Raw genomic sequence first — 16,764 nt, forward strand, 5'->3', positions numbered from 1 at the left:
TCGCAGAACCAGGAACCAGAATCCCCTGCCTTTAGCCAGGGGAGTATGACAATTGTGAGACAATGGTAAAGCTGCGCTTTCTGTGCAGCCTCTGGTTCTAATCTGTTCTATCTGGCCAATTAGGGGATAGTATGCTGCACACACTATCTGGCCAATTAGGGGATAGGTCTCCAGCTCTGATCGGGATCCACTGTATCCTGGAGCTTTACGACTGCCCGGCCAAACTTTTGGATGATGCCTCTCTGGTGCAACAGGCTTTGCGGGAGGCAGCGAGACGCTCCAACTCCACCTTTTTGGGAGAGCTGTGCCATTCATTTGAGCCACAGGGGATTACAGCCCTCGCTCTTTTGGGGGAATCCCACATCTCCATTCACACCTGGCCCGAAGCGGGCTACGCGGCGGTGGATGTGTTCACCTGTGGTCGCCACACCCGACCGGAAGCGGCCTGTGAATATCTGATCGACGTGTTTCAAGCGCGACGATATTCCCTGCGCAAGGTGCCCCGCCGCACCGCGCAACCGACACTCCTGGAAGAGGCCCCAGACTCGGCTGAGGTGCTCACCTGTGAAGCGACCCGACGAAGGCGCTGAGATCTTCGCCAATCGCAGCTTTTTCCAAACTGTCATGGGGGCCATCTGTAGGCTGGGTGGGATCCGATTCACCCCAGAGGTCAGTCTATGTTGCTGGAAAAAGCTGTAGCGAGGTGCTTATGAGCAGCCCGAGAAGTTTCTTCTGGGTTCAGGAGTACTTTACCCCTTGGGACTACACCGCCCGTGCCGTCACGCGCATCTTGGCCTACCGAAAAACCCCTTTCCAGGAGATGCTGATCGCCGAGACGGGGGCCTTCGGCAAGGGTCTGATGCTGGATGGGCATTGGCAATCCACTACCGTGGATGAGTTTCTGTACCACGAGGCTTTGGTTCATCCGGCTATGGTGCAGGTTGTCCAAGCGGGCGGGATCCCCCGGCGGGTGCTGGTGCTGGGGGGGGCCGAAGGGGCAACGCTGCGGGAGGTGCTGCGTTGGCGCTCGGTGGAGCAGGTGGTGATGGTGGACATCGATGGGGAGGTGGTGGCCGCCTGTCGAGAGCACCTGCCGGAAATGCACCAGGGATCCTTTGAAGATCCGCGGGTGGAGGTGGTGATTGCCGATGCCTTGGATTTTCTCCAAGAAACAGGCCCCATTTGGGATGTGATCCTTTCCGATCTCTCCGATCCCATTGAGTCCGGCCCTGCCTACCGCCTCTTCACCCAGGAGTTTTTCCGCCAGATCCGCTCCAAGTTGCAGCCAGATGGGGCTTTCACCATCCAAGCCGGGCCGACGGGGCCGGTTGAGCTTCATCAACACACCCGCATTGTTCGCACCCTGAAAACGGTGTTTGCCGCCGTGCAGCCCTACGCCATCTATGCCCCCACCTACGGTGGCCCACTGGGTTTTGCCCTGGCAGCTCAGGATCCCATCTCCCCCAGGCCAGAGCCGGAGCAGATCGACCAGATTCTGAGCCAACAGTTGGATCCCGAGCGAGGGGCACTGCAATTCATCGATGGCATTACCCTTCTGGGCCTCTACCAAGTCCCAGCTCACCTGCGCCGCGCCATTGCCGCCGAGACTGTGGTTTATACCCTGGATAACCCGCCTCGCATTGAATGAGGAGCCATGCAGCGCTCAAAGGGATCCCAGGAGAGTTTGTCTTTGGTGCCATAACTTGGTAGATTCGTGAGCAGCCGAATTTTGCTTCCCTGATGAAAGTCCTGGTTATTGGTGGTGACGGATACTGTGGCTGGGCGACAGCCCTGCACCTATCCAACAGGGGTTATGAGGTGGCCATTCTCGATTCCTACGTCCGCCGCCTCTGGGATCTGCAACTGGGGGTTTCTACCCTGACCCCCATTGCCCAGCTAGAGCAACGGGTGGATCGCTGGAAGGGGCTAACCGGCAAGGACATTCCCATCTTTGTCTGCGACGTTACCAACTACGAAGCCCTGATCTCCTGCATGCGCCGCTTCCCGCCGGAGGCCATTGTTCACTTTGGCGAGCAGCGCTCTGCTCCCTACTCGATGATTAGCCGCGAACACGCGGTAATGACCCAGGTGAACAACGTGGTGGGCACCTTGAACATCCTCTACGCCATCAAAGAGGAATTTCCCGATTGCCACCTGGTGAAGCTGGGCACCATGGGTGAGTATGGCACCCCCAACATCGACATTGAGGAGGGGTACATCACCATCGAGCACAATGGCCGCAAGGATACCCTGCCCTATCCCAAGCAGCCGGGATCCATGTATCACCTCTCCAAAGTACACGACAGCCACAACATCCACTTCGCCTGCCGCGTCTGGGGCCTGCGGGCCACCGACCTCAACCAAGGGGTGGTATACGGCGTGCTCACGGAAGAAACCGGCATGGACGAGGTGCTGATCAACCGTCTCGATTACGATGGCGTATTCGGCACAGCTCTGAACCGCTTCTGCATTCAAGCGGCCGTGGGCCATCCGCTGACAGTGTATGGCAAGGGCGGCCAGACCCGCGGTTTCCTGGATATCCGCGACACTGTGCGCTGCGTGGAGCTGGCCATTGCTCACCCTGCCGAGCCGGGCCAATTCCGGGTGATGAACCAGTTCACAGAGCAATTTAGTGTTGAGCAACTGGCGTTGCTGGTGCAAAAGGCGGGAGCCACCATGGGCCTGAAGGTGGAAATCAACCACCTGGAGAACCCCCGCGTCGAGCTGGAAGAGCACTACTACAACGCCAAAAACACCAAGCTCCTAGACCTGGGCCTCCAGCCCCACTATCTGTCCGATTCCCTCTTGGATTCGCTGCTCAACTTTGCTCTCAAGTACAAGGATCGGGTGGATGTGCGGCAGATTTTACCCAAGGTGAAGTGGAAAGGTTAACTCTCCAGGCAAGCTTGGGCCAGGCTCAGCCAGCCGCGCGCCAGGTTGTCCAGGTTATAGCCGCCTTCCAAGCCGAAGAGGGTTTTGCGGGTCACCTGCTCCAGGCAAAGGCGGGCCATGCGGCCAAAGGCTTCCGGCTCTAGCTGCATACCGGCCAGGGGATCCCCTTTGGCACAGTCGAAGCCGGCGCTCACCAGCAGCAAATCCGGCTGGAACGCTTGCAAGAACGGCAAGATCTTCTCGTCGAGGGCCTTTTTGTAGGCCAACCAATCCGAGCCGGCAGGCAAAGGCACGTTGCAGAGGTTGCCGTGGATCCCGGTTTCGCGAGCGGAGCCGGTGCCGGGGTAGAGGGGAAACTGATGGATGGAGGCATAGGCCAGTTGGGGATAGCGCTCCACCACCGCCTGCGTGCCGTTGCCGTGGTGAACATCCCAATCGAAAATCGCCACCCGCTTCACCCCCGGCTGATCCAGCGCCCACAGCGCCGCAATGGCTGCGTTGCTGAATAAACAAAACCCCATTGCCCGTTCTGGCTCTGCGTGATGCCCAGGCGGACGACACAGCACCAAAGCCGGCTGAGCGGTGGCCAAAACCGAAGCAGAGCCGGCAATCCAAGCTCCCACAGCCAGGCGCGCTGCCTCAAAACTTCTCCCCGAGAGAGCAGTGTCGGCATCGATGCGTCCCCCACCTGCTGCTGCCAACTCAGCCACCTGTTGAATGTGCCGACGCGAGTGTACTCGCTCCAGCTCTGCTAGCTCCGCCAAGGGGGGATCCCGCCATTCCAACTGGTTGGCAAAAGGGGCACCACGCAGCGCCTTAACAATGGACTGCAAGCGAGCCGGACGCTCGGGGTGAAATGGCCCGGTATCGTGGCTGAGGAAAATATCAGAATAGTAAACAGGCAACATGGGCAGAGGCAACAAGCTAAGGCAACGCCTTTGCAGTGTAGCTTAAGCCCGCCCCCTCTATCCGTAGAAGACCTCTGACATGGATCCCGCATAGGGGTCAAGGCCAAAAGAGGCTTGTTGGAGTTTTTGATTGACCACATCCCGCACTACCGACCGCAGCAATTCCAGCTCAGAGGAATTAAGTTGATCGCGGCTGGGACACTCATCGGCAGCCAGCCACATGTAGATGGCGGGGACCCGGTTTAGGATCTGCTGCATCATCGCTTCCCGCTCCCTAGCGTCATGAAACACCTGTTGATGGGGGTGCTCAGTGGAGAGGATAGTTTCCAGTTCTCCCAATGCCAGGTACTCGACGATATTAACCAACATCTTTTCCATGATGAATGTCCCTCCTAAAAATCCCTGTCGCTCTTAAAAACAGACATTAAACAAAAAACGCTGCTTCCCCATCTTCCTCCGCTGCTTTTGGCACCGGATTTTGCCTACAAGCCGACCATTTAAGCCGGTTGCAGTTAAGTCTGCCGTCGGGAAGAAGTTGCGGTTTCGTTCGTAAGATCCTCTTGTGCAGCCAATCCTTGCCTCCTCTATTCGCCTCGTTTGCCTTTCCACTTGCCGCTGAAAGCAGCCAATAGGAGCCATCAGCAGCTGGAAAATCTTTTTGCTGGTATTCAGTACCAACGAAGAATTATCAGCGTTCAAGAGAAACAAGGTAGAGCGTTTAACAAAGACTATAGAAACTCGACTGCAAAAGGCAGGAAGATCTTACTCAGCTATTTGTCATTCACTACCCTAACACGTGACTGTGTAAGAAATTGCGGGAATATTAAGAAACTTACATATTTCTTGACAATTGACTAAAACTTCTGTCTGTCAAGGAGGCCCTGGAAGGCAGTTAAAGAGTTGTAAAGAGCAACTCTTCCCTTGGCTCCAAGACCTGAAGAACTGCCAAATCCAGGGATCCAAAACAAATAGATTTAGCCTGCTATGGGCAGATCGACTCGCTGAGCCTGGATCCAGAAAGACTCTAGGTCATAGTAGTCCCTTTCCTGTTGCATAATCACATGGACAATGAGATCGGCATAGTCGATCAGTATCCAAGAGGCCGATTCCTGCCCTTCAATGCGGCGCGGAGTTTGTTTCCACTCGTCCCAAACCTTTTCCTCAATTGCTCGGGCAATGGCGCGGACTTGCGTAAGCGAGTAGCCGCTGACCAGAAGAAAGTAATCTGCCAAAGTGGAGACTTGGGATACATCCAGCAGAACGATATCGCCACCTTTTTTCTCTTCTGCCGCGCGAGCTGCACTCAGCGCCATGCAATAGATGGGATCCCCAGCAGGGGCAGGCATGAGATGTAGCAACTAAAACCCTCCTGAAACGACTGAGTTAACCTAGGACACCGCTTTTTCTAAAGGATGTAACAAAAAATGATTCCGAGTCATGAGTGTGCGCGGATGAACCACCTGATTCCGGTCTAGCAAAAATTTTAGGCTCAAGTCACATACTCCCACTACGGTTTTAGACAAATCTACAAAAGCCATCTGCCGCAACCGCTCCAATTCTGGGCTGTTGCCCCGATTCGGCTCCAGGGCATCGGCCACGAAAACCACACAACTGAGGGGATCCATGCCGGGCCGACCCAACGTGTGGTTGGCAATGGCCGCCAAAATCTCCGGGTCCTGTACCTGAAACTGCTCCCGCGCCACCAGGGATCCCACCTCAGCGTGCAGGATGTGAGGTTCGGCCCGCTCAATTTCATCCAGCTCCCGTTCCTGAGCCACCCTTTGCAACAGTTGCTCCGGCGGGAAAGCCTTGGCCAAGTCGTGCATCAGCCCTGCCCAAGCAGCTTTCTGCTCATCCAGCCCGTAGTGGGCCGCCAGCTGTCGGGCCATCCCCTCTACCCCCAAGATATGGCGGAGGCGAGGAGGAGACACCCGCTCCTGTAGCCAGGCCAACACCTCTTCCCGCCCCAGTTGAGTGCCCATCGCCCTAGTCATTCTGCAGCTTCAGCACGGCCATAAACGCTTCTTGGGGCACATCCACTGTTCCCACCGCCTTCATGCGTTTTTTCCCCTCTTTTTGTTTTTCCAAAAGCTTGCGTTTGCGGGTCACATCTCCTCCGTAGCATTTGGCCAAGACGTTTTTGCGCAGGGCTGGTATGGTTTCACGAGCAATCACTTTAGAGCCAATTGCTGCCTGAATGGGCACTTCAAATTGATGGCGTGGGATCAGCTCTCGTAACTTGGCAACTAGGGAACGGCCTACATAAAAAGCTTTGTCCCGATGCACAATTGTGGATAGAGAATCCACCACATCGCCGTTGATCAAAATGTCCAAACGCACCAAATCATCGGCGCGATAGCCAATCATTTGGTAGTCCATGCTGGCATAACCGCGGGTGCGTGATTTCAATTGGTCGAAAAAGTCGGTGACCACTTCCGCCAGAGGCAGCTCGTACACCAGCGTAGTCCGACCCTGCGCCAGATATTTCATGTCTTTAAAAGTGCCGCGTTTGGTCTCACACAGCTCCATCACGGTACCGACAAATTCCTCAGGAAGAATCACCTCTACCCTGACAATCGGCTCCTCAATGCTGGTGCGCTCGTTGGGGGGAGGCAGCTTGCTGGGATTGTCCACCCGAATCACAGAGCCGTTGTTGAGGGTAACTTGGTACACCACCGTCGGAGCTGTGATCACCAGATCGAGATTGTACTCCCGCTCTAGGCGTTCCTGAACCACCTCCATGTGCAGCAGGCCCAGAAAACCACAGCGGAAGCCGAAGCCCATGGCGCTGGAAATTTCTGGCTCAAAGTACAGGGCAGCATCGTTGAGCTTGAGCTTTTCCAGAGCCTCTTTGAGTTCGGCGTACTGATCGGAGCTGCTGGGGAACAGGCCACAAAACACCATCGGCTTGGCTTCTTTGTAGCCGGGCAGGGGCTCAGGAGCTTTGCGATTCACCAGTGTGATGGTATCCCCAACACGGGCGTGTTCCACGCTCTTGATGGCGGCGGCCATGTAGCCCACCTCGCCCGCATGTAGGGCATCCACCGGCTCTTGGTTGGGACGCATCACCCCCAGCTCGGTAATCTCGTATTCTCGGCCAGAGGCCATAAAGCAAATCTTGTCCCCCGTTTTCACCTCCCCGTCCATGATGCGCACATAGACGATCACGCCGCGATAGGCGTCGTAGTAGCTATCGAAAATCAAGGCCCGCAAGGGATCCGCCACTGTATCCCGTGGGGGGGGCACCCGCTGCACAATGGCCTCCAGAATCTCTTGAATGCCAATACCCACCTTGGCAGAGGCGAGGATTGCCCCGCTGCAGTCGAGGCCGATTACCTGCTCAATCTCGGCAATCACCCGCTCCGGCTCGGCGCCCGGCAGGTCGATTTTGTTGATCACCGGAATAATTTCCAGGTTGTTCTCCAGGGCCAGGTACACATTGGCCAAGGTTTGGGCTTCCACGCCTTGAGAGGCATCCACCACCAGCAGCGCCCCTTCACAGGCGGCCAGGGAGCGGGAGACTTCGTAGGTGAAGTCCACATGCCCCGGCGTGTCGATCAGGTTCAAAACGTAGTCTTGGCCGTCTTGGGCACGGTAGTTCATGCGGGCCGCTTGCAGCTTGATGGTAATGCCCCGTTCCCGCTCCAGTTCCATGCTGTCCAGCAGTTGTGGCCTCATCTCGCGGGCTGAAACGGTGCCCGTTTCCTGCAGGAGGCGATCGGCGAGGGTGGACTTGCCGTGGTCGATGTGGGCGATGATGGAAAAGTTGCGAATGCGGGAGACAGGAACGCCGGTCATAAAAACCTGATCAGGGCAAAGATTTTTTACAATGCTAGCCTCTCTGCTCCCCTGCCTGAACTGAGGTTGCCCAGAAGTTGGCTGCCAAGGGGAGAAGACACAGCCCTTCTGCCGGACACCAGAGCACCCTACTGGAATTGGCCGGGACAGCTCCTTTCCGGCAGCGCTGACTAGAGCCGGTACAACAGACGTGCCGCTTGTGTGGCAGGGATGGGATCCGTGAAGATGGAAAAAGCCAGAACGAACTTAGGCGGTGTTGTCGCCAGCTCGCCAGGAGGCTATGGGTCTGACCCGACGGCAGAGGAAGCAGTCCAGAACCCTGCCCAAAGCACTACTTGTCTAACTTCTCAATGTAGGGGCGAATGTCATTGAGGTCGATGTAGCGGTCGGTGGCGTTGCGCAGCTCGCGGGCGATCATCCCTTCGGTGGAGACAACTGTAATCAGCGTGTTTTTGGAACGCAACAGCTCGACGGCCCGCTCAAAATCTCCATCGCCGCTAAATAGAATGATCCTATCGTACTGGCCAACGGTGTTGAACATATCGATTACAATTTCGATGTCCAGATTTGCTTTTTGGGAGTACCGACCGGAGTCTTCATCTCGATATTCTTTGAGGATCTTGGTGCGCACAGTGAAGCCCATGCTGATCAGAGCGTCTCGAAAGGCCCTCTGATCATGGGGATCCTTGATGCCGGTGTACCAAAAGGCGTTGACCAATTCAACATTCGGCTGTGATCTAACAAAATAATCCAGCACCCGGCGTGGGTCAAAAAACCAGCCATTTTTCTGTTGAGCATAAAACATATTATTGCCATCAATAAAGATGGAAACCCGAGTGACGGGATGATGGTAAAACATAAAGCTTTTCCGAAAAAAGTAAGGTGAACTGGTCAGAAAAAGAGGATGAAAACGAGGTCACTGACTTTCCACAAGAGCCATTTGGGCAGCCAGCACCTTGCTGACACCAATCTCTCATCATAGCCAAAGGTGGGATCCCTTTCTCAAGAATTAACTCTGGGGAGAGGCACCCCTGTAAACCAAAGCGGGTTCCGGTTGCCGCAGGGCATAGCTGGATCCCGGTCGATCGGCTTGGCTAACGTACAGCTCCGCCAATTGTCGAGCCAGGTTACGGATGCGCCCAATGTAGAGGGTGCGCTCGGCTACAGCAATGACACCACGAGCGTCGAGCAGGTTAAAGGTGTGGGAGCACTTGAGCACATAGTCGTAGGCGGGCAGGAGCAGAGACACGGCCAACCGATCCGGCAACACCTGTTTCTGCAGTTTCTGTTGGGTGGTTTCGATCAAACGCTTGGCCTCGGCTTCGTAGAGCCGGAACAATTCCAGTAGCATCTCCGGATCGGAATACTCGAAGTTGTAATAAGATTGCTCGACCTCATTTTGGAAATAGATTTGTCCATAGGTAATCCGTCCCAGAGAAGGATGCTCATTCCAGCAGAGATCGAAAACCGAATCCACCCCCTGCAGATACATGGCCAGGCGCTCTAGCCCATAGGTAATTTCTACAGAAACCGGGCGACAATCTTGTCCGCCCACCTGCTGAAAGTAGGTGAACTGGGTTACTTCCATGCCGTCCAGCCACACTTCCCAGCCCACGCCCCAAGCCCCCAAGGTGGGAGATTCCCAGTCATCTTCCACAAAGCGAACATCGTGTTCTGCCGGGTTCACGCCCAAAGCTTGCAGGCTATTTAGGTACACATCTTGAATGTCATCGGGGGAGGGCTTGATCAACACTTGGTATTGGAAATAGTGCTGTAGGCGATTGGGGTTTTGACCGTAGCGTCCATCGGTGGGGCGGCGACAGGGTTCGACATAGGCCACTCGCCAGGGATCCGGCCCCAAGGCGCGCAAAAACGTGTGGGGGCTCATGGTGCCGGCGCCTTTTTCCAGGTCGTAGGGTTGCAGGATCAAGCAGCCCTGCTCCCCCCAAAACTGTTGCAGGCGAAAGATCAAGTCTTGAAAGGTGTGGGCTGACATGGCAAGGGTTGGGCAGAGATAGAGCAACCCCTATCCTACCAATCTGCTCTCCTCAGTCGAGCGGCTCTTCTTGATCGACTGGATCCGAGTAGTCCCACTCGATGGGGGGCATTTGGTCGAAGGCTTGTTTGAGGGCGCTTTCCCACAGTTTGCGCATCTTGGCCAGGTAGGGATCCCCGGTGCGCAGGCGCAGACGGTGGGTGACCTTGAACTGATCCGCTTGCACCATCACCAAATCGATGGGGGGGCCGACGGAGATGTTGGATTTCATGGTGGAGTCAATGGAGAGGAGAGCGCATTTGGCCGCATCTGCTAGCGAGGTTTCGTAGGAGAGGGTGCGATCCAAGATTGGCTTGCCGTATTTGGTTTCCCCCACCTGCAAAAAAGGGGTTTCCGGGGTGGCCTGGATGCAGTTGCCCTGGCTGTAGATCAAAAAGAGGGCCGGCTCCTCGCCTCGGATCTGTCCCCCCAACAACAGGCTGCACTGGGCGTCGATACCGTCCTTTTCCAGCCAGGGTCGGTCTTGCTCCTGGATGTAACGAATTTTGGATCCCAGGTAGCGGGCCACGTCGTAGAGATGGGGGAAGGTGTGGAGATTGGAACTTTCCGGTTGGCGCAGATCCCGCTGCACTTCGGTCAAAACGCCCTGGGTGATGGACAGGTTGCCGGAGGTGCAGATCAAGATCACCCGCTCTTCGGGCACGGAAAAATCGAACAGCTTTTGGTAGGTGGAGACGTAGTCCACCCCGGCGTTGGTGCGGGAATCTGCCGCCATCACCAAGCCAAAGCGGGTGATGATGCCAAGGCAGTAGGTCATGCGAACGATGCGGCTCGGCTCTCTGATTGTAGAGGCGATTGTAGAGGTTCAGGGGAAAGCAAATCCGATTTTGTGGCGGATTTCCTCCCGCAGGCGGGCGGTGATCGAGGCTTCGTCCAAATCGGCCAAAATCTGGGCTATGGCGGCTTTGGGGCCCTCTGGCCCCCAACTGGCTCCCTGGGCCAGGTAGCGGCGGGCGGACTCGCCGATGGCATAGCAGGAAAACCCGGCCAACACCGCCTGCGTCAGGGCCACGGAACCGTAGGCTCCCAGAGAGAATCCCCCCAGCAAGGTTTTCAGGGATCCCAGGCCCAACAGCGCCACCCACTCGCCGGCGCCCAGGCTGAGCATGCTGAGGATGATCTTCTGCAGCAGTTGTGTGGCTCCTGCAGTGCTCATGGGCCAGCCGTACAGGCGGGCCAGGCGCAGGATCAGGGTGACATCGATGGCCAGCCCTCCCAAGGTATCGAGCAGGGTGATGGGGTTGAGGGCAACCGCCAGCGCTTTGGTGCGGGCGGCTGAGGCGATGAGGTCTTGGGCTTGCTGGGCACGGGTTTGCAGCTTGCGCTCAATTACCTGCTGGTTAACCCGATCGGCAAACAGGAGGGCATTCAAGGCCAGCAGCGAACGCCCCTCCCGATGCAGGACTTCCAGGATTTTCAGGCGCAGCTCATCCACCTGCGGGGATCCCACTTCCATCTGGGCAGCAAAGCTCCCATCCGGCCTTTGTACCAGGCGGGGCACGCGAGGGGAGGCCGCCACCATGACGATCTCGTTGGGAGAAAGGAGCTGCCGCACCCGTTCGTTGCGGATCTTGTCGTAAATGGCCTGGCGATCTGCCTCTGGGTACTGGTCGATCTTGTTGAACACCAGCAGCATGGGCTTGCCCGCCTCCCGCAGGGTGGCCAGGGCCTCAAACTCCACCCGCGTCAGATCCCCGCAGACGACAAACAGGATCAAATCCGCCCGCTGCGCCACTTCTCGGGCCAGCCGCGCCCGCTCTTCGCCATCCACTTCATCGAGGCCGGGGGTGTCGATCAGCTCCAGACGGGATCCCTGCCAATGGGCGACCTGTACCGACTGCACCGAGGAAGGGGGGAGGCGGGATCCCTGCAGGGATGTGCCAGAGAAGGAGGACTGGGGGCGGGTTTCCCAGCTGATGTTCCAAGTTGCCGCTTGCTGGGTACGGGTGATGCCATGGGTGGGCCCCGTCTCAAAGACTGGCTCGCCCAGCAGGGCATTGAGCAGGGAAGACTTGCCTCGCCCCACCAGACCAAAGGCGGCGATGTGGATGACCTCGGTTTCCAGCTTGTCCAAGAGCGCTTGCAAGCTCTCCAACTCCCCTTCTAAGCCCGCGACCTCTTGGGGGCGCAGATCCAGTTGGGCCACCCACTGGCGCAGGCTGCGCTTGGCTTGTTGGTAGTTGAGGTCATCTTGTAGGGTGTTGCGGCGAGCCATAGCCGTAGCGCTCAATAGCGGTAGGAAGCAGCCCTTAAAAGACTCCACTTTGCTCTCGGGATCGGCAGGCTTCCCCACCGGACAGAGAGCTTCTCATCGGACAATACAAGGGACAATACAAGACGATCATAAGAGGAAGGGAAGAGTTAAGCTCAAAGCAAGGCGGCCTCAGCCGCCGGGATCCGCAACTCAAAAATCCGATATCCAAAACTTGGCAAGAGGAGGTTTTCCATGCCCAGGGCTATCTGGAATGGGGTAGTGGTGGCGGAGACAGACCGCTACGAAACCGTAGAAGGCAACATCTATTTTCCGCCGGAATCTCTGCGCCGGGAATACTTCCAGCCCAGCTCTACCCACACCATCTGTCCTTGGAAGGGGGAGGCCAGCTACTATACCCTCGTGGTCAACGGCCAGGAGAACAAAGATGCCGCCTGGTACTACCCGGATCCCAAACCCGCTGCGGCCAACATCCGCGGCTATGTGGCCTTCTGGAAGGGTGTCAAGGTGGAGCCCTAGCCGGAGCCGAGTTTGTCAACCGGGTATGATGGGAAGAGTGGGTTGGAGAGGCGATGCCATGCTGACCAATGGCCGGATCCTGTTTGGCGCGGCCCGGTGGGCGAGAAAGCTGGGCCTGGCCGGATTGAGCCTGGTGCTGTTGGGCTGCAGCCCCGCAGGTTTTCGCACCCCGCGTCCCAGCCTGACCAACAGTGGCCTCAACAGCATCTTCCCCGATGGGGAGCCTGCTTTCAACGGAGATGGCCGCTACCTGGTGTTTTCCTCGGCCCGCAGCGGCAGCCAGGATATTTTTCTCTACGACACGGTGGAACGTCGCTTGGTGGATCTGCCCGGCCTCAACTCCAGCGACGTGGCGGCCACCTCGCCCGACATCAGCGCCGATGGCCGCTACATCGTCTATGTCTCCAATGCTCTGGGCAAGTCTGAGATTTTTCTCTACGACCGCGAAACCCGCAGGATAGAAAACATCAGCAGCCGGGTGCCGGGAGATGTGCGCAACCCCACCATCAGCGGCGATGGCCGGTTTATCGCCTTCGAGAGCAACGGCCAAGGGCAGTGGCACATCGAGATTTTCGACCGGGGGCCGGCAGCCAGCACGCGCCCAACCTCACCCTCTTCCCCCACTTCTGGCGACAATCCCTGAGGGGATCCTCAAGCTAGGATAGACCCCCCTGCTTTGCAAGAGTTGTTGCATGTCGATTCCCCTCGCCCAGCGACTTCAGCCCCTCGGCGGCAATGTGTTTGACCAAATGGATCGAGCCAAGCGAGAGGCTCGTCGCTCTGGCCTGGATGTGATCGATCTGTCTCTGGGATCCTCCGATCTGCCCCCACCTTCAGACTCCTTGGCGGCCATCCAATCGGCTCTGTCGGATCCCTCTACCTATGGCTACACGCTGTTTCACGACACGGCGGACTTTCGGTCTGCCTGCGCCAAGTGGTACAGGGGCAAGTTCGGCCTGGAGATCGATCCGGAAACAGAGGTGCTGCCGTTGATCGGATCCCAGCAGGGAACGGCCCTCTTGCCCCTGGCCCTGCTCAACCCCGGCGATGTTGCTTTGGTTGCGGATCCGGCCTATCCCTCTCACGTGGGCGGGATCCATCTGGCGGGCGGGATCCCCTACTACCTGCCCCTGCGGGCGGAAAACCGCTTCTTGCCCCAGTGGGATCGGATCCCGGAGGCAATCTACCGGCAGGCGCGGCTGCTGGTGCTGAACTACCCCCACAACCCCACCACTGCCACCGTCACCCCGGAGTTTTGGCAGGAAACCCTACAATTCTGTCAACAGCACGACATCGTTCTGGCCCACGATTTTCCCTATGTGGACTGGCGTTTCGACGGCCAGGTAGCCCCTTCCGCGCTGCAGGCGGATCCCGATAAAACCCGCACCATCGAGTTTTTTTCTCTCTCCAAGTCCTATCACATGGGGGGATTCCGGGTGGCCTACGCCATTGGCAGCCGAGAGCTGATCCGAGCCCTGCGATGGGTGAAATCCACCATCGACTTCCATCAGTACCAGGGCATTCTGCGGGGGGCAGCAGCGGCTTTGGCAGTTCCCGATAGTTTTTTGGAGCGCTGGCGGCAGGTGTACCGCGAGCGACGGGATATAGCTGTGGCGGCTCTACACCGCATGGGTTGGCCTGTGCCTTTGCCGGAGGCCACCATGTATCTGTGGGCGCCTTTGCCGGAGTTTTATCGCGGCTCTTCTGCCCAGTTTTGTTTGGACTTGGTGAGAGCCACAGGGGTTGCCCTGTCTCCGGGTTCTGGCTTTGGCCCCAGTGGGGAAGGCTATGTCCGCTTTGCTTTGGTGGTCGAGGGATCCCGTCTGGAGGAGGCGGTGGGACGGATCGAGGCGTTTTTGTCCCGGTGCATTTCCTAAATCCCAAACATCAATCCCAAACATCGAGCATCCAGCTCTCGGTTGGTTGTGCTCGCCCACCCTCGGGCAATCTAAGTCAGGATAAGAGTAAGAGTGTTATCCAAGTTGAGTGGGCATGGAGAAGGAAACGCTCGACAGTTTTTTGTCCATCCGTGGGGTGATGGGGGTGGCGCTCTTGAGTCGGGCAGGTCGCCCTTTCTTCTACCGCTCTTTTCAGGATTTGGATAGCCGACAGCAGCAAGCCCTTACCGAAGGGCTGTTTCAAGTTTTGGAGACCATGCCCCCAGGACTTGACTATTTTGACTTTCAGTTTGCCGAGCAGCGGGTTTTCGTTTACCCCCTCGGGCCGGAATGGGCGCTGCTGGTGGCGGTGAATGACGAGCTGGTGATGCCGGTTTACACCTTGGCCGTGAACCGCCTGCGAGCCGAGCTGCAGCAGGATACGCCAAAGGGCTTGGCCACCTTTCGTCTATTTACCAGCCAGGCGGAGGCAGGCCGGAACGCTACCCAGCCCAGTTCCGCTCCTACGGCGGGCCCGCGCATGGAGATGGATGTCTTCGTGCAATCTCTGAACCGTCTCTGCCAGATTACAACCGGCTATTTGGGCAAGGCGGTGATCGTCAACTATTGGAAAGCAGCACGGCAGGAAGTGGTGGAACGCCAGGGATCCAAAGCAGAATGGCTGAACCAGTTCGAGATCGAGCGCAGCGGCCAGATCCACTACCGGGGATCCCTCAAGGAACTGGACGAATCTCAGCAAAGGGTGCTACGGGATTGGGTGCTGGCTTTTTTCCGTCGCTGTGAAGAGGTAATCCACGATTTTCGCAACTTGATCAAATCGTCAGAACTGCGCCTATGAAAAGGGGCCAGTCTTTTTCCTGAGTAGGGCTATCGGCGAACTCTACCCGGCTCTTGGTCGAGGAAAATCCAGGCTAAGCTATGACCATGATCAACCCGGATCGCACCAGGTGCAGACAAGATCCCTGCCTGGGGATGTCCCTTCTTGTCGCCGCAAGCCGACCCAGCGAAAGATCCGCTTTGCTACCACGATGCCGCCGGATCCCTCGTTACTATGGGGTTGCGGCACTCTACGCGAAGGAGTCGCTATGCTGAGAATCGTCACCCAGCTAGCCGAGGCTGAAGCCGAGCTCAGACGGATCTCGGAGCGCACTCAGGCTGACCAGAACCTGCACCGCGAAGCAACTGTGCGGGAGATCCTGCAAGCGGTACGCCGTCAGGGGGATCGGGCCCTGCTGACCTATACGGCTGAGTTCGACCAGGTGGAGCTGAGCGTTGCCGAGCTGAAGGTGTCTGGGGCCGAGCTAGAGGCAGCTTACCAGGCGGTATCTCCGCAGTTGCTTTCAGCCCTACGGCTGGCCAAGCAGCGCATTGAAGCTTTTCACCGGCAGCGGGTGCCCAGCAGTTGGGTAAGCTTTCCCGGCCCTGAGATCGTCTTGGGCAAGCAATACCGCCCTGTGGATCGCGCCGGCCTCTACATTCCGGGAGGGCGAGCCGCCTACCCCAGCACGGTGTTGATGAACGCCATCCCGGCCCAGGTGGCAGGGGTGCCCGAGATTGTGATGGTGACGCCACCGGGATCCGACGGCTCGGGGGGCAAGGGGATTAGCCCGGCCATTTTGGTGGCCGCCCAAGAAGTAGGCATCCACACCATCTATCGCGTTGGAGGGGCTCAGGCAATAGGGGCTTTGGCCTACGGCACCGAGACCATCCCCAAGGTGGACGTGATCACCGGCCCCGGCAACATCTACGTAACTTTGGCCAAAAAGCTGGTGTACGGCACGGTGGGGATCGACTCGCTGGCCGGGCCATCGGAGGTGTTGATCATCGCCGACGAGAGCGCCAACCCCCTTTATGTGGCTGCCGATTTGCTGGCCCAAGCCGAGCACGATCCCTTGGCGGCGGCCATCCTTCTGACCACCGATCTCCAGCTGGCCCAGCAGGTGCAGCAGGCGGTGGCCACCCAGATGGAGGCCCATCCCAACCGTCTGATGGTGGAAAAGTCGGTGGTGAACTACGGTCTGATTGCGGTGGTGCCGGATCTGACGGCGGCAGTGGCTTTGTCCAACCTGTTTGCGCCAGAACATTTGGAATTGCAGGTGGCCGATCCCTGGGCTTTGTTGGATCCCATTCGCCATGCGGGGGCCATTTTCTTGGGCCACCATACTCCGGAGGCGGTAGGAGATTACCTGGCTGGCCCCAACCATACCTTGCCCACCGCCGGTGCGGCCCGCTATGCCTCGGCTTTGGGGGTGGAAACTTTCCTAAAGCATTCCAGTCTGATTCAATACAGCTCAGCGGCTTTGCGGGAGGTGGCCAGCGCCATTCAGGCTCTCACACAAGCGGAAGGGTTGCCCGCCCACGGCCAGTCGGTACAGGTGCGGTTGGCGGAGGAGCGCTAATCAAGCCCTGGTCGCAGTTAGCTAGACCGCCGGGAAGCCCCACCCTCTGTTAGGGACTAGTGGCTAGTCACTATCCACTCAC

17 protein-coding genes are annotated in these 16,764 nt (G+C 57.8%); 8 read left to right on the forward strand and 9 right to left on the reverse strand.

Annotation, left to right across the window (positions count from 1 at the left end; translation table 11 throughout):
- Positions 1 to 131: 131 nt before the first annotated feature.
- The 3 genes from speD to NW818_RS11280 all read left to right on the forward strand — a co-directional run bounded on the left by speD (position 132) and on the right by NW818_RS11280 (position 2,892).
- Positions 132 to 590, forward strand: coding sequence for an adenosylmethionine decarboxylase (speD, locus tag NW818_RS11270; protein ID WP_414350000.1), 459 nt, complete (start codon positions 132 to 134; stop codon positions 588 to 590).
- Between the two features lie 119 nt (positions 591 to 709).
- Positions 710 to 1,648 (forward strand): fused MFS/spermidine synthase, encoded by a 939-nt coding sequence (locus NW818_RS11275; protein WP_011431730.1) that lies wholly within the window; start codon positions 710 to 712, stop codon positions 1,646 to 1,648.
- A gap of 92 nt (positions 1,649 to 1,740) precedes the next feature.
- Positions 1,741 to 2,892, forward strand: coding sequence for an NAD-dependent epimerase/dehydratase family protein (locus NW818_RS11280; RefSeq protein ID WP_011431731.1), 1,152 nt, complete (start codon positions 1,741 to 1,743; stop codon positions 2,890 to 2,892).
- On the opposite strand, the gene NW818_RS11285 is transcribed toward NW818_RS11280, so the two are convergent.
- From NW818_RS11285 to NW818_RS11325, 9 genes are all read right to left on the reverse strand, one after another.
- Positions 2,889 to 3,800 carry a histone deacetylase gene (locus tag NW818_RS11285; RefSeq protein WP_414424604.1) on the reverse strand — a complete coding sequence of 304 codons (912 nt, stop codon included), beginning with the start codon at positions 3,798 to 3,800 and terminating at the stop codon, positions 2,889 to 2,891. The two genes, NW818_RS11280 and NW818_RS11285, sit on opposite strands and share 4 nt — an antisense overlap.
- A gap of 57 nt (positions 3,801 to 3,857) precedes the next feature.
- Entirely contained in the window at positions 3,858 to 4,178 is a 321-nt protein-coding gene (locus NW818_RS11290; RefSeq protein ID WP_414342999.1) for a hypothetical protein, read from the reverse strand.
- Between the two features lie 596 nt (positions 4,179 to 4,774).
- Positions 4,775 to 5,146: a ribosome silencing factor gene (gene rsfS / locus NW818_RS11295; RefSeq protein ID WP_011431734.1), complete on the reverse strand. Its 372-nt coding sequence runs from the start codon at positions 5,144 to 5,146 to the stop codon at positions 4,775 to 4,777.
- A 42-nt stretch (positions 5,147 to 5,188) separates the two neighbouring features.
- On the reverse strand, positions 5,189 to 5,794 hold the full coding sequence (gene yqeK / locus NW818_RS11300; protein WP_414424605.1) for a bis(5'-nucleosyl)-tetraphosphatase (symmetrical) YqeK: 606 nt from the start codon (positions 5,792 to 5,794) through the stop codon (positions 5,189 to 5,191).
- Positions 5,787 to 7,598: a translation elongation factor 4 gene (lepA, locus tag NW818_RS11305; RefSeq protein WP_414382983.1), complete on the reverse strand. Its 1,812-nt coding sequence runs from the start codon at positions 7,596 to 7,598 to the stop codon at positions 5,787 to 5,789. Before lepA ends, yqeK begins: the two co-directional genes overlap by 8 nt.
- 331 nt (positions 7,599 to 7,929) lie before the next feature.
- Entirely contained in the window at positions 7,930 to 8,457 is a 528-nt protein-coding gene (locus tag NW818_RS11310) for an NYN domain-containing protein (protein ID WP_011431737.1), read from the reverse strand.
- A gap of 150 nt (positions 8,458 to 8,607) precedes the next feature.
- Complete coding sequence (gene glyQ, locus NW818_RS11315) at positions 8,608 to 9,594, reverse strand: glycine--tRNA ligase subunit alpha (protein WP_414328660.1); 987 nt, start codon at positions 9,592 to 9,594, stop codon at positions 8,608 to 8,610.
- A 52-nt stretch (positions 9,595 to 9,646) separates the two neighbouring features.
- A complete protein-coding gene (locus tag NW818_RS11320) occupies positions 9,647 to 10,411 on the reverse strand; it encodes a peptidase (RefSeq protein WP_414424606.1) in 765 nt (254 codons plus the stop codon).
- A gap of 48 nt (positions 10,412 to 10,459) precedes the next feature.
- Positions 10,460 to 11,869, reverse strand: a complete 1,410-nt coding sequence (locus NW818_RS11325; protein WP_414328677.1) for a DUF697 domain-containing protein — start codon at positions 11,867 to 11,869, stop codon at positions 10,460 to 10,462.
- 231 nt (positions 11,870 to 12,100) lie between these two features.
- On the opposite strand from NW818_RS11325, the gene NW818_RS11330 reads away from it, so the two are divergent.
- The 5 genes from NW818_RS11330 to hisD all read left to right on the forward strand — a co-directional run bounded on the left by NW818_RS11330 (position 12,101) and on the right by hisD (position 16,682).
- A complete protein-coding gene (locus NW818_RS11330) occupies positions 12,101 to 12,385 on the forward strand; it encodes a DUF427 domain-containing protein (protein ID WP_414419034.1) in 285 nt (94 codons plus the stop codon).
- Positions 12,386 to 12,443: 58 nt separating this feature from the next.
- Positions 12,444 to 13,028: a TolB family protein gene (locus NW818_RS11335; protein ID WP_414380455.1), complete on the forward strand. Its 585-nt coding sequence runs from the start codon at positions 12,444 to 12,446 to the stop codon at positions 13,026 to 13,028.
- Positions 13,029 to 13,077: 49 nt separating this feature from the next.
- Positions 13,078 to 14,262 (forward strand): LL-diaminopimelate aminotransferase, encoded by a 1,185-nt coding sequence (locus tag NW818_RS11340; protein ID WP_414424607.1) that lies wholly within the window; start codon positions 13,078 to 13,080, stop codon positions 14,260 to 14,262.
- 115 nt (positions 14,263 to 14,377) lie between these two features.
- Complete coding sequence (locus NW818_RS11345) at positions 14,378 to 15,121, forward strand: hypothetical protein (RefSeq protein ID WP_414424608.1); 744 nt, start codon at positions 14,378 to 14,380, stop codon at positions 15,119 to 15,121.
- A gap of 247 nt (positions 15,122 to 15,368) precedes the next feature.
- A complete protein-coding gene (gene hisD, locus NW818_RS11350; RefSeq protein WP_414328849.1) occupies positions 15,369 to 16,682 on the forward strand; it encodes a histidinol dehydrogenase in 1,314 nt (437 codons plus the stop codon).
- The last annotated feature ends 82 nt before the right edge of the window (positions 16,683 to 16,764 follow it).

The organism is Synechococcus sp. R6-5, assembly GCF_047461775.1.
Taxonomy (GTDB): Bacteria; Cyanobacteriota; Cyanobacteriia; order Thermostichales; family Thermostichaceae; genus Thermostichus.